This is a genomic window from Telluria sp. RB2R28 (assembly GCF_059685835.1).
On record NZ_JCASIK010000005.1, the window covers coordinates 227261 to 240424 of the forward strand.

Consider the following 13164-nt stretch of genomic DNA (forward strand, 5'->3'; position numbering starts at 1 on the left):
CGATGGGCAGGCATACTGCGTAGCACGCCCAGGGCAGGGTGATCAGTCGAGGTCGGCAGCGCTGTGGCGTTCCAGCACCTGGTCTTCTGCCGGCCCAAACGACCGGTTGACCTTGCGTCCGCGCACCACGGCGGGCCGCGCCGCGATTGCATCGGCCCAGCGTTTGACGTGCTTGTACTCGTGCACCGACAAGAATGTGGCGGCGTCGTACAGCTGGCCGAGCACCATGCCGCCATACCAGGGCCAGATGGCCATGTCGGCGATCGTGTACTCGTCGCCGGCCATGTAGCGGTTGTCGGCCAGATGGCGATCCAGCACGTCGAGCTGGCGCTTGGTTTCCATCGCGTAGCGGTCGATCGGGTATTGCAGCTTTTCCGGCGCATACGCATAGAAGTGGCCAAAGCCGCCGCCCATGAATGGTGCCGAACCCATCTGCCAGAACAGCCAGTTCATCGTCTCGGTGCGCGCTACACCATCTGTCGGCAGGAACGCGCCGAATTTTTCGGCCAGGTACACCAGGATCGCCCCCGATTCGAACACGCGAACGGGCTCGGCGCCACTTCGGTCAACCAGGGCGGGAATCTTCGAATTCGGGTTGGCATCGACGAAGCCGCTCGAGAACTGCATGCCTTCGTTAATGCGGATCAGCCAGGCATCGTACTCGGCACCCGCATGGCCGGCGGCCAGCAGTTCTTCGAGCATGATCGAGACCTTCACGCCATTGGGCGTGGCCAGCGAATACAGTTGCAGTGGGTGCTCACCCACTGGCAGTGCCTGGTCGTGCGTCGGTCCGGCGACGGGGCGATTGATATTGGCAAATGCGCCGCCCGGGGTGGCGGGCGGGGTCCAGACAGTTGGTGGGACATACGGCGTTGAATCAGGCATGGCTTTTCCTTGAGCTGACGTGTCAGAAGAACCATTCTAGCCAATGGGCGACAAACGTGTTGGCTGCGGCTTCACGCGTTCAAGTTACCCTGGTTTCGTGGCGGCCACGTGTTGTTGAACGCGTGGACGGGGAACCCGTCCACCCTACAAAAATACCGTAGGGTGGGCGGCTGTGCCGCCCACGCGTTCAACGCAACAAAAATCCACCAAGGGGGCGTTGGAAAAAGCAAAGCCGCATAAGAAAAAACCCCGCCGGGGCGGGGTTCTGGAGATGGCAGGGCGGCTCAGACAAACGCCGTCAGCGCACCCTTCATCTTTTTGAGTGCAGCCGACTCGATCTGGCGGATCCGCTCGGCCGACACGCTGAATTCTTCTGCCAGCGTGTGGAGCGTGGCGCCCGAACCGTCGTCGTTGGCCAGCCAGCGCGCTTCGATGATGCGGCGCGAACGCGGGTCGAGCTTGCCGAGCGCCGATTCCAGGCCTTCGGACTGCAGGCGCGTGACCTGCTGCGCTTCGAGCACCTTGGTCGGCTCTTGCTGTTCCGACGACAGGTAGGCGATCGGGGAGAACTTGTCGTCTTCATCGTCGGTTGGCGACTCGAGCGCGATATCGCGGCCCGACAGACGGGTTTCCATCTCGATCACTTCTTCACGCTTGACGCCCAGCAGCTTGGCCAGATCATCGACCTGACCCGGCGACATCGCATCCAGGCCCACCTTGTTGCTGCGCAGGTTGAAGAACAGCTTGCGCTGCGCCTTGGTCGTCGCGACCTTGACCAGACGCCAGTTCTTGAGAATGTACTCATGCATCTCGGCCTTGATCCAGTGCATGGCGTACGACACCAGGCGCACGCCCTGGTTCGGGTCGAAACGCTTGACTGCCTTCATCAGGCCGATATTGCCTTCCTGGATCAGGTCGGCGTGTGGCAGGCCATAGCCCAGATAGCCACGCGCGATCGACACCACCAGGCGCAGGTGCGACAGCACCATCTTTTGCGCTGCGTCGAGATCGTTATCGTCGCGCAGCCGCTTTGCCAACGACATCTCTTCTTCGTGCGTGAGCATCGGCAGGCGGTTCACTGCCGAGATGTACGCATCGATATTGCCGAGATTGCCGGTGAAACCTAGTCCCAGAGCACGATTGCCGGTCGGGACCAATGCGGATTGTGCGGACATGTTTATTTCCCTTTTAATAATCTTGCTGCATCCTGACGGGCCTCGGCCTCATGCCGGTGACGCCATCCTGAAGCGAACATCGCTTCGTCATGCGGATACTTTTGCTTGAAATTTGATTGCCTTGGACCATATATTAGCACTCCCCCAAAGAGAGTGCCAGAACGTGGCCAGAACTTAAGACTGTCTAAAGTATTGCCTATGGGAATTAAATCCGCAAGCAAACTTACTGTAGAACAGCACTTGAATATTCGTTTGATTCAGCTCAGAACCGAGCCGATAAACACTGGAAATCGCGTACAGGTTCAGATTAAGGCGCGACAGACAAGCTCTCTGTTGAATGGCGCACGTACGACTGGGACGGCCTGTAGGAGTTCTACGCAAGACAGCGTAGGGAAGTGCGACGTGACCGTAGGAGTATGGGCGCACTACGGCGCATTCCGACAGCCAGGTAATTGGGGAGGCAGCACAACGGCCGCCTCGCCCTGCTGTGGAAGTGGTGCCACTTCCGGTATTTTCAACACCCTGAATCAATCTTTTTTATTCAGCAATCTTGTAGGAGTGCCGCTGCCGGCACCCCTGCAGCCCGTCAGCGCCCCCGCGCCAAGTGACGCCGTACCGACAGCATGGCGCCGATCAGGCCCAGGCCGGCACTGACGGCCAGCAAGCCCGCGATTTCCAGCCCGCCCAGCGGCGCCAGCTGGAATTGCGAGCCGTATAGCCGCGCAAATTCAGCGATGGCGCCATTGAGCGGTTGCAACGCCAACGCCACCACGCCCAGGGCGACGCCGCCGGCGCACAGGCCGAGCAGGGCGCCCGTATAGAAGAACGGGCGGTGAATGAAGTCATTGGTCGCGCCCAGCAGTTGCGAGACGGAGATTTCTTCTTTCTGCGTCAGCACCTGCAGGCGGATGGTATTGAACACTACCGCGATGACGACGATGCCAAGCGTACCGGCCAGCAGCAGCAGGGCCAGGCGCAGGATGCCCAGCAGCGCGGCCAGGCGCTTGACCCAGGCCGAGTCGACCTGCACCGTCTCGACGCCGGGCAGGGCGCGCAGGCGCTCGGTGATGGCGTCGACCTGCGCGGCGGCGCCGGCACTGGCAAAGCCGCCCAGCTTCATCACGTAACTGTCCGGCAGCGGGTTCTCGCCCAGCGTTTCCAGCACGCCGCCCAGGCTGCTGCGTGCCTTGAGCGATTCCAGCGCTTCTTCACGCGGCACGAACGTGACTTCGCCCTTGCCCTGCGCGACGATCTGGCGAATCTGCGGCAGCAATGCCTGTGCATCGGGGCGGCTGACATCCTCGCGCATGAACAGGCTGATCTCGGGATCGACCGACAATTGCTCGGACAGTGGCCGTACATTGTCGAGCAGGGTCAGGCCGGCGAACGGCAGCGTGAGCGCCAGCGCGACGACGAGCACGTTGAACAGGAAGCTGCCGGGCGACTTGCGCACGGTCGACAGCGCGGCCACCAGGGCGAAACGGTGCTGGCGCAACCACGGGCTCATGCTGCACCTCCGACCAGCTGGCCATTTTCCAGGCGGATGACGCGCTCGGCGCGCTCCAGCACGTAATCGTCGTGGGTCGAGATCACGCACGTGACGCCCACTGCATGGAACGAGCGCAGCGCATCGAGCACCTTGTCGGCCGCGACGCGGTCGAGGTTGGCGGTGGGTTCGTCGGCCAGGATGATCTGCGGCCGGTTGACGATCGCGCGGGCCACGGCCACGCGCTGCTGCTCGCCGCCGGACAGTTCGAGCGGCATCGCGCGCGCGCGGTCGAGCAGGCCGACCTTGTCGAGCGCGGCGCGGGCGCGCTGCTCGGCTTCCGCCGTGCGCGCGCCGGTCACCAGCATCGGCAGCATCGTATTGGCCAGGATATTACGGTCGTTGAGCAGGCGCTGTTGCTGGAAGATGATGCCGATATTGCGGCGCAGGAAAGGAATTCCGGCCGGCTTGATGCGGCCGACGTCATGCCCGCTGACGATCACCTTGCCGCTGGTGGGCCGCTCGACGCCGGCGACCATTTTCATCAGGGTCGACTTGCCCGCGCCCGACGGGCCGGCCAGGTAGACCAGCTCGCCCTTGGCGATGGCGAGCGTGACGTCGTGCAGCGCATAGCTGCCCTGCGCGTCGCCGTGCGTGTACTGCTTCGATACTGACTGGAATGCAATCATGGTGTCCTTGTTCGATCAGCCGCTCAGCCGAGCAGCGCGTCGACGAATTCTTCGGCATTGAATGGCTGCAGGTCTTCCAGCTTTTCGCCCACACCGATGAAGTACACGGGAATCGGACGGTTCTGGGCGATCGCAGCCAGCACGCCACCCTTGGCGGTACCGTCGAGCTTGGTGACGACCAGGCCCGTCAGGCCCAGTGCATCGTCAAACGCCTTGACCTGCGCCAGCGCGTTCTGGCCCGTGTTGCCGTCGATGACGAGCAGGATTTCATGGGGTGCACCCGCCATGCCCTTGCCGATCACGCGCTTGATCTTCTTCAGCTCTTCCATCAGGTGCAGCTGGGTCGGCAGGCGGCCGGCCGTGTCGATCATGACGACATCGGTACCGCGCGCCTTGCCCGACTGGACCGCATCGAACGCGACGGCGGCCGGATCGCCCGACTGCTGCGAAATCACGGTGACGTTATTGCGCTGGCCCCAGACCATCAATTGCTCGCGCGCGGCGGCGCGGAACGTGTCGCCGGCAGCCAGCAGCACCGACTGGTCGAAGCTTTGCATGTGCTTGGCCAGCTTGCCGATGGTGGTGGTCTTGCCGGCGCCATTGACGCCTGCGATCATCATCACCAACGGGTCGTGGCGGCCCAGTTCGAGCGGCTTTTGCAATGGCAGCAGCATCTCGATCATCAGGCTCTTGAGCGCTGTCTTGACGGCGGGCGCGTCGAGCAGCTTGTCTTCCTTGACCTTGCGGCGCAGCTCGGTGAGCAGGTGTTCGGTGGCGGCGATGCCGGCGTCGGACATCAGCAGCGCCGCTTCGAGTTCGTCGTACAGGTCTTCGTCGATGCGCGCACCGACGAACAGCAGCGACAGGTTGCTCGAGGTCTTGGACAGGCCGGCCTTCAGGCGCGCCATCCACGATTGCTTCTTTTCCAGCTCGGTGGTGGGGCGCTCGGCGGTTTCCGGGAACAGGTTGCCGCCTTCGTGCAGCACGCTGACCTCGGTCTTGATCTCGGTCTTGATCTCGGACTTGAGGTCAGGCTTGACCTCGGGCTTAACGTCCTTCTTGATATCGGGCTTGGCCACGGCGGGCGCCGGTGGCGCCGGTCTGGCGACAGGCGCCGCGGGTGCAGCAGGTACAACAGGTTCCGGCGCCGGGGTATCGGGCGCTTTCTTTCTTTTGAAGAAGCTGAACATAGTGTCTGGTGGGGGACTTCGTGCGAACGCCGGCGGGGCCGGCGATGAAAAAACGTGCGAATATTTTACCAGAGCAGCAATACGTTCCCGCTTTGCGCGTTAGCGTGCTCCTTTTGCGGCCTCGGCCTGTGCACGCATCATCTCGAGCGTGGCGTTCGGCGTGATCAGATTGCCGTCGTAACGCAGCTCGATCACGGCCGGCAGCTGTTCCTGCGCCGTGTAGGCCAGCGCGCGCGCCAGGGCCGGTGCAAAGTCGGCGGTCTGGTCGACCACTTCACCATGGCCACCATAGGCGCGCGCCAGCGCCGCGAAATCCGGATTGTGCAGGTTGGTGCCCGACACGCGGCCCGGATAGGTGCGCTCCTGGTGCATGCGGATCGTGCCGAACATATTGTTGTTGAAGACCAGGATCACGACGCCGGCGCCGTACTGCACGGCGGTGGCCAGTTCCTGGCCCGTCATCATGAATTCGCCGTCGCCGGCAAAGGTCACCACGGCCCGCTCGGGATGCACGATCTTGGCCGCGACGCCGCTCGGCACCGCATACCCCATCGCGCCATTGGTCGGCGCCAGCTGGGTGCGCATGCCGCCATACCGATAGAAGCGGTGCGCCCACGACGCGTAATTGCCGGCGCCGTTGGTGATGATCGCGTCCGCCGGCAGCGCACTTTGCAGATCCTGTACCACTTGCCACAGATCGAGCGGGACGCCTTCGCGCAGCAGGGCAGGTTGCGCCTGCCACGCGGCAAGCTCCCCCTTGGCCTGCGTCACGCTGTCCTGCCAGGTGGCCTCGACCGGGTCCATTGCGGCGAGCATGGCGCACGCCTGCGGCATGCCGGCCGCGATCATCAGTTCGCCCTGGTACACGCTGCCCAGTTCTTCGGGGTCGGGGTGGATGTGCACCAGGCGCTGGGCCGGCACGGGCGCGGCCAGCAAGGTGTAGCCGCCGGTCGTCATTTCACCCAGGCGCGGGCCGATGGCGATGACGAGATCCGCGTCTTTCACGCGGGCGGCCAGCTTCGGATTGATGCCGATGCCCACGTCGCCGATGTAGTTCGGATGCGCGTTGTCAAGCAGGTCCTGGAAGCGGAACGTGCAGCCCACCGGCAGGTGATTGCGCTCGGCGAACTGCGCCAGGTCGGCGCACGCCTGCGCGGTCCAGGTGCCGCCGCCAAGCAGCACGACCGGGCGCTTGGCCCCGGCCAGCATCGTGCGCAGTTGCGCTATCTGGTCGGCGGATGGCGCCCCGTGCGCTGGCGTATAGGCACGCGTGTCGGCGACTTCCGCCAGCGAGACCAGCATGTCTTCGGGGAGTGCCAGCACCACCGGGCCCGGACGGCCACTGGTGGCGACCTGGAACGCGCGCGCCAGATATTCGGGGATGCGGTCGGCGCGGTCGATCTGGGCGACCCACTTGGCCATCTGCCCGTACATGCGGCGGTAGTCGATTTCCTGGAATGCTTCGCGGTCGACGAAGTCGTTGCCCACCTGGCCGATGAACAGGATCATCGGCGTGGAATCCTGGTACGCCGTGTGCACGCCGATCGACGCATTGGTGGCGCCCGGCCCGCGCGTGACGAAGCAGATGCCCGGCTTGCCGGTGAGCTTGCCGTAGGCCTCGGCCATGAACGCCGCGCCCCCTTCCTGGCGGTTGATCACGAACCGGATGTTCGAATCGTGCAGCGCGTCGAGCACGTCCAGGTAGCTTTCACCCGGGACACCGAAGGCGGTATCGACGCCGTGAATGGAGAGGGCATCGACCAGGATCTGGCCGCCGGTGCGGGAAGGGTGCGTCATGGAAGGGTCGTCCTTATAGGGTTCGCTTGCAAGTATTCTAAGTGAGCGGCTTGCACGCGGCTTTTGGAATGGCGACATCAAATTTCAGAAAACACGGGCGCGGTGCCGGGCTTGGCCAGAGGGATATCGGTTACAATGCCCCCGTGAAGCAGGCCAGGCAGTCGCTGGTCCACGCCGCAAGGTCGTGGACGGGAGGAAGGTCCGGACTCCATAGAGCAGGGTGACGGTTAACGGCCGTCCGCCGAAATCCGCTGGCGCAAGCCAGTGGTACAAGGCGAGGAACAGGGCCACAGAGACGAGCGTATTTAGTTACGGTGAAACGCGGTAACCTCCACTCGGAGCAATTCCAAATAGGCACGCGTTGATGTTGCTCGCGGAGCGTGCGGGTAGGAAGCTTGAGCGCTGGAGTAATTCAGCGCCTAGAGGAATGATTGTCCAAGTGTCGCCGCAAGGTGGCGCTACACAGAATCCGGCCTATCGGCCTGCTTTACACATAATTCATGACGCGCACCGCTCGGTGCGCGTTTTCCCCGGTCGTTCCGGAGACCGCATTGACCCACTACATCCTCGCCCTCGACCAGGGCACCACCAGTTCGCGTGCGATCGTGTTCGACGACGCCGGTACGGCCGTGGCCAGCTGCCAGCGCGAATTTCCCCAGCATTTCCCGCAACCCGGCTGGGTCGAGCATGATCCGGCGGACATCTGGGCCAGCCAGCTTGCCTGCGCGCGCGCTGCGCTGACCGACAGCGGCATCGACCCTGCGCGCATTGCCGCCATCGGCATCGCCAACCAGCGTGAAACGACGCTCCTGTGGGACCGCGTTACCGGCGAACCCGTGGCCAACGCCATCGTCTGGCAAGACCGGCGCACGGCCGGCGCCTGCGACCGGCTGCGCGAAGCGGGCAGGGCAGCCATGATCGCCGAACTGACGGGTCTGGAGCTCGACGCGTATTTTTCGGCCACCAAGCTGCAATGGTTGCTCGACCATGTCCCGGGCGCCCGCCAGCGGGCCGAGCGGGGTGAGCTGGCCTTTGGCACCGTCGACAGCTATCTGGTGTACCGCCTGTGCGGGCGGCACGTGACCGACACCAGCAACGCGGCGCGCACGATGCTCTTCAACATCCACACGCTGGCCTGGGATGACGCCTTGCTGGCGCTGTTCGACATCCCGCGCGCGGTGCTGCCCGAGATCGTGCCCAGCAGCGGCCTGGTCGGGCATGCCGCCGCCGAATGGTTCGGTCACCCGATCCCGATTGCCGGCATTGCCGGCGACCAGCAGGCAGCCACCTTCGGCCAGGCGTGCCACCGCAAGGGCATGGTCAAGAATACCTATGGCACCGGCTGCTTCATGCTGATGCATGCCGGCGCCACGCCACCGGTATCGCATCACCGCCTGCTGTCGACCGTTGGCTGGACGATCGACGGGCGCAGTGATTACCTGCTCGAAGGCAGCGTCTTCATGGGTGGCGCCACGGTACAGTGGTTACGCGATGGCCTGGGCATCATCCGCCAGTCGCGCGAGGTCGAGGCGCTGTCCACGAGCGTGCCCGATAGCGGCGGCGTGATGCTGGTGCCGGCATTCACCGGCCTGGGGGCACCGCACTGGGATCCGTACGCACGCGCCACCATCCTTGGCATGACGCGCGGCACGACCGCCGCCCATATCGCGCGCGCCGCGCTCGAGGCCATCGCCTACCAGAGCGCCGAACTGCTCACCGCGATGCAGAAGGATGCTGCCTGCGCCGTCACCGAACTGCGCGCCGATGGCGGGGCAGCGCGCAACGACCTGCTGATGCAATTCCAGGCCGACCTGCTCGGCATCCCGGTGGTGCGCCCGCGCGTGACCGAAACGACGGCGCTGGGCGCCGCCTGGCTTGCCGGCCTGGCGTGCGGTGTCTGGGAATCGCCCGCAGCACTCGAGCACCAGTGGCAGGTCGACACCTGTTTCGAGCCCCGGATGGCGGCCGGGCGCCGCGCGGCGCTGATGGCGCGCTGGGCGCGGGCCGTTGCGCATGCACGTTCCTGGGCCGAGCCGGAGGAATAAATCCGCTGCCGGATGACAACGATGCAACGAGTGTTGCAAAAAACCAGCAAAGTGCGCAGATTCAGCAGAATTGAAAAAAGCGCTTTGATTCCACATGGAAACACATGTATCATATTTTCTGAGTTGAGCAAGACGATGCGCGTCGCGGTGACAGCGCCCTTGAATCTGGAGAATATGATGATGACCACTTCGAAACGTATCCGTGTCATGGCTGCTGTCCTGGCTGCTGTCATGCCTTTCACCACGGGCGCCGCGGTGTACTCCAAGAGCAAGAGCAGCACCTTCGACGTCACGATGCGCGTCGTGGCCGACTGCACCATCGCTGCCAACGGCATCGACTTCGGCCAGACCGGCGTGATCACCTCCGCGCTCACCGGCTCGTCGAACATCAATGTGACCTGCACCAACACCACGCCCTACAACGTGGGTCTGGACGCCGGCACCGGCGCCGGTTCGACTGGCACCACGCGCTTCCTGAGCGGCACCGGCGCCAACGCCGACACCGTCGCCGTCAACCTGTACCGCAGCGCCGGCTCTAGCCTGTGGGGCAATACCCAGGGCACCGACACGCTGGCCGGCACCGGCACCGGTACTGCGCAGACGCTGACCGTGTACGGTGAAATCCCGGTCCAGAAGTCGCCGACGCCGGACAACTACAAATCGACGATCACTGCGACCATCTACTTCTGATCGGAGTCGTGCATGCGGGGCTTCTTCTCCATCGCGCTGGCGGCGGCACTGTGTTCCGGTACGGCGGCGCACGGCGCCAACCTGCAGATTTCACCGGTGTCGATCAGCTTCCAGCCTGGCCAGAATTCGGCCGGCATCCAGTTGCAGAACAATGGCGACACGCCGCTGTACGGCCAGGTCCGGGTGTACGCCTGGGACCAGCGTGACGGCATCGATGCCTTGACCCCGACCACGCAGCTCGTGGCCAGCCCGCCGATCATCGAGATCGCGGGCAAGAGCGCCCAGACGATCCGCCTCGTGCGCCGCGCCGGCACCCCCGCGATGCCGGGCGGCGCCGAACAGACCTACCGCATCCTGATCGATGAACTGCCGCGCGGCGACCCTCAGCAGGCCAATGTCGCGATCCGCCTGCAGTATTCGGTCCCGGCCTTCGTGCTGCCAAGCGATACGCAAGCTGCCCCGCAGCTCGAATGGAGCACCTTCCAGCGCGCCGGCGCCTGGCACCTGCGCGCCCGCAATACCGGCGCGCTGCATGCGCAGATCGGCGCCACCAGTGTGACGGTCGGCAGCCGCGACGTCGTGCTCAGCAAAGGCTTGCTGGGCTACGCGCTGCCGGGCCGAACGCGCGAATGGGCCTTGCCCGCCGACGTCGCCGGGGCATTGCCGGCGCCGCTCGCCATCGACACCAGCGTCAACGCCAAGCCGCAGTCCGCCAAGGCGGCCGTCGCGCGCGACTGACGACCGGGGCAGCCATGCACACACGCCACCGGGCGTGGCGGGCCCTGCGGTCATCGTCCCTGCCCACCTGCCTGCTGGCCCTCGCCATCACACCTGCCACGCCCATCGCGGCTGCGGCCGCCATGGTCGCTGCCGCGCCGGCGTCGGCCTCGCTGGCCGCGCTCGAGGCGCAGGCCGGCCTGGTGGCCGCCCAGCCCACCGAACTGTATCTGGACGTGTCGATCGACGGCCAGCCCACGGGCCTGCTCGTCTCCGTGATGCAGCAGGGCGCCAGTCTGCGCATGACGGTCGAGAGCCTGCGCGAACTGGGCCTGGACCCGGCGCGCTTCGGCGTGGCCGACCGCGCCGATTTTCTGCTCGACGAGATCGACGGCATGAGCTGGCGCTACGACAGCGCCGCTCAGACGCTGGCGCTGACCTTGTCGGATCGCCTGCGCGTCGCGCGCGTGATCAGTGCGCGCACGGTGCGCGCCAGCGGCGCCGGCCAGGCCAGCCGCGGCATGCTCCTGAACTACAACGTGTTTGCCCAGAGCAGCGGTGGCTCGGTGGCCAGCAATCTCGACCTGCGTTATTTCGATCCGCGCGGCAGCTTGAGCAGCACCGGCGCGGCCATCCTGCGCGGCGAAGAGCGCGGCTATACGCGCTACGACACCACCTGGACTTACGCCAACCAGGACCGCTTGACCACCGTGCAACTGGGCGACACCGTCACCCCGGCGCTGAGCTGGTCGCGCGCGCTGCGCCTGGGCGGCATCGAGTGGCGCCGCAACTTCGAGCTGCGCCCGGACCTGGTGACCTATCCGGTGGCCTCGATTGCCGGTTCGGCCGTCGTCCCCACGAGCGTGGACCTGTTCGTCAACAACGTGCGCCAGTTCAGCACCAGCGTGCCGACCGGCCCGTTCGTGGTTGACCAGGTGGCGGGCCTGAACGGCGCTGGCCAGGCCACCGTCATCACGCGCGATGCGCTGGGGCGCGAAGTCGCCACCACGCTGCCGTTGTACGTCGACACCCGCCTGCTGGCGCGCGGCCTGACCGATTTCGCCGTCTCCCTTGGCGCGCTGCGGCGCGACTACGGCGTGGCATCGTTCCGCTACGGCGGCCCGGCGGCAGTGGGTTCGGTGCGCCATGGCTGGACCGATCGCCTGACGCTGGAAGGGCATGCCGAAGCCGGCAGCGGCCAGGTGCTGCTCGGCGGCGGTGTGCTTGCGCGCGTGCCGGGCGCCGGCGTGGCCAGCGGCGCGCTGGCGGCCAGCGCCGGCCATTATCGTGGCTGGCAAGCCACGCTCGGCTACCAGTACGTGTCGCCACGCTTCGCGCTCGACCTGCAATCGACCCGCGCCAGCGCCGGCTTCGGTGACCTGGGCACGCTCGAAGGCACGCCGGTGCCGCGCGCACTCGACCGGGCCAGCATCAGCACCGCGTTCGCCGGCAACAGCTTCAGCATGAACCTGATCCAGCTGCGCACGCCGCTGGTGGCGGGCATCGCGCCGCTGCCCGATCCGTTCGGCAATCCGCTGAGCAGACTGACCGCGCAGGCCACGCCCTCCCAGGTAACGCGCACCGTGTCGCTGGCCTGGTCGCGCAGCGTCGGCCTGCGCGGCTACTTCAGCCTGGGGGCGTTCCAGGATCTCGAACGGCGTGCCGAACGGGGCATCACGGCCACCTTCAGCATGGCCTTCGATTCGCGCGTGGCGGTCAATGCCAATGCGGGGCGCCAGCGCGGCGAGCAGGTGGCGTCGGTGTCGATGGGGCGCGCGCCGGACTTCGACGGTGGCCTCGGCTGGGCCGTCCAGTCAGGCAAGACGGGGGCGCAGCGTTACGACCAGGCCCAGGTGCAATACCTGGGCGCGCATGGCCGCGCGATCGTCTCGACGCAGCGCGTGGGCGAGAGCCGCAACACGAGCCTGGATGTCAGCGGCGCCATCGTCGCGATGGATGGCGCACTGATCACGGCGCGCAATGTCGGACGTGGTTTCGCGCTCGTCTCGAGCGGCGCGCCCGACCTGCCGGTGCTGCAGGACAATCGCCCGATCGGTCGCACCGACCGCAACGGGCGCCTGCTGGTGCCCGACCTGCAACCGTACGCCGCGAGCCGGATCGCGATCGACCCGTCGTCGCTGCCGTCCGATACCCGCATCCCGAATACGGTCCTCGAGATCGTGCCGCGCCAGAATGCCGGCGTGGTGGCGCGCTTCGCGATCGAACGCTACGCAGCCGCAACGCTCACGCTGGTGCGCGCCGATGGCACGGTGCCCGACGTTGGCACGCTGGCACGCCTGGACGGCAGCGAATCGACGGCGATGGTCGGGTACGATGGCGTGCTGTTCATCGAAGGCCTGCGCGCACAAAACCGCGTGCGCATCGGCAGCGGCAAGGATGAGTGCGAAGTGCGTTTCGACTACAAGCCGGTGGCGGGCGAACTGCCCGTGATCGGACCGCTGGTTTGCCAGCCCCTGCAAGGAAAATGAC

10 protein-coding genes and 1 other RNA gene are annotated in these 13164 nt (G+C 65.6%); 5 read left to right on the forward strand and 6 right to left on the reverse strand.

The genetic code is table 11. The annotated features are described in order from the left end of the window. Positions 1 to 42 precede the first annotated feature (42 nt). From yghU to AC56LV_RS19290, 6 genes are all read right to left on the reverse strand, one after another. Entirely contained in the window at positions 43 to 885 is an 843-nt protein-coding gene (gene yghU, locus AC56LV_RS19265) for a glutathione-dependent disulfide-bond oxidoreductase (protein ID WP_499560020.1), read from the reverse strand. 284 nt (positions 886 to 1169) lie between these two features. Continuing rightward, entirely contained in the window at positions 1170 to 2060 is an 891-nt protein-coding gene (gene rpoH / locus AC56LV_RS19270) for an RNA polymerase sigma factor RpoH (protein WP_183557105.1), read from the reverse strand. A gap of 586 nt (positions 2061 to 2646) precedes the next feature. Continuing rightward, entirely contained in the window at positions 2647 to 3567 is a 921-nt protein-coding gene (gene ftsX / locus AC56LV_RS19275) for a permease-like cell division protein FtsX (protein WP_499560022.1), read from the reverse strand. Beyond that, entirely contained in the window at positions 3564 to 4235 is a 672-nt protein-coding gene (locus AC56LV_RS19280; protein ID WP_499560024.1) for a cell division ATP-binding protein FtsE, read from the reverse strand. Before AC56LV_RS19280 ends, ftsX begins: the two co-directional genes overlap by 4 nt. Positions 4236 to 4258: 23 nt before the next feature. Then, on the reverse strand, positions 4259 to 5425 hold the full coding sequence (ftsY, locus tag AC56LV_RS19285; protein ID WP_499560025.1) for a signal recognition particle-docking protein FtsY: 1167 nt from the start codon (positions 5423 to 5425) through the stop codon (positions 4259 to 4261). A 99-nt stretch (positions 5426 to 5524) separates the two neighbouring features. After that, the gene (locus AC56LV_RS19290; protein WP_499560027.1) at positions 5525 to 7222 is read right to left on the reverse strand and encodes a thiamine pyrophosphate-binding protein; all 1698 of its coding nucleotides are present in this window, start codon (positions 7220 to 7222) and stop codon (positions 5525 to 5527) included. A 145-nt stretch (positions 7223 to 7367) separates the two neighbouring features. Here AC56LV_RS19290 and rnpB point away from each other — a divergent pair. The 5 genes from rnpB (at position 7368) to AC56LV_RS19315 (ending at position 13163) form a co-directional block, all read left to right on the forward strand. Beyond that, positions 7368 to 7715: RNase P RNA component class A (rnpB, locus tag AC56LV_RS19295), an RNA gene on the forward strand. A 58-nt stretch (positions 7716 to 7773) separates the two neighbouring features. Next, a complete protein-coding gene (gene glpK, locus AC56LV_RS19300; protein WP_499560029.1) occupies positions 7774 to 9267 on the forward strand; it encodes a glycerol kinase GlpK in 1494 nt (497 codons plus the stop codon). Positions 9268 to 9447: 180 nt separating this feature from the next. Beyond that, the gene (locus AC56LV_RS19305; protein ID WP_499560031.1) at positions 9448 to 9957 is read left to right on the forward strand and encodes a Csu type fimbrial protein; all 510 of its coding nucleotides are present in this window, start codon (positions 9448 to 9450) and stop codon (positions 9955 to 9957) included. Between the two features lie 12 nt (positions 9958 to 9969). Beyond that, positions 9970 to 10695, forward strand: coding sequence for a fimbrial biogenesis chaperone (locus tag AC56LV_RS19310; RefSeq protein ID WP_499560033.1), 726 nt, complete (start codon positions 9970 to 9972; stop codon positions 10693 to 10695). Positions 10696 to 10709: 14 nt separating this feature from the next. Beyond that, positions 10710 to 13163 (forward strand): fimbria/pilus outer membrane usher protein, encoded by a 2454-nt coding sequence (locus AC56LV_RS19315; RefSeq protein ID WP_499560035.1) that lies wholly within the window; start codon positions 10710 to 10712, stop codon positions 13161 to 13163. Position 13164 lies beyond the last annotated feature (1 nt).

Coding starts and splice junctions, on each gene's coding strand:
- AC56LV_RS19310 (WP_499560033.1), top strand. CDS start 9,970: ATGCGGGGCTTCTTCTCCATCGCGCTGGCGGCGGCACTGTGTTCCGGT.
- AC56LV_RS19315 (WP_499560035.1), top strand. CDS start 10,710: ATGCACACACGCCACCGGGCGTGGCGGGCCCTGCGGTCATCGTCCCTG.
- ftsX (WP_499560022.1), bottom strand. CDS start 3,567: ATGAGCCCGTGGTTGCGCCAGCACCGTTTCGCCCTGGTGGCCGCGCTG.
- AC56LV_RS19280 (WP_499560024.1), bottom strand. CDS start 4,235: ATGATTGCATTCCAGTCAGTATCGAAGCAGTACACGCACGGCGACGCG.
- rpoH (WP_183557105.1), bottom strand. CDS start 2,060: ATGTCCGCACAATCCGCATTGGTCCCGACCGGCAATCGTGCTCTGGGA.
- ftsY (WP_499560025.1), bottom strand. CDS start 5,425: ATGTTCAGCTTCTTCAAAAGAAAGAAAGCGCCCGATACCCCGGCGCCG.
- yghU (WP_499560020.1), bottom strand. CDS start 885: ATGCCTGATTCAACGCCGTATGTCCCACCAACTGTCTGGACCCCGCCC.
- AC56LV_RS19290 (WP_499560027.1), bottom strand. CDS start 7,222: ATGACGCACCCTTCCCGCACCGGCGGCCAGATCCTGGTCGATGCCCTC.
- AC56LV_RS19305 (WP_499560031.1), top strand. CDS start 9,448: ATGACCACTTCGAAACGTATCCGTGTCATGGCTGCTGTCCTGGCTGCT.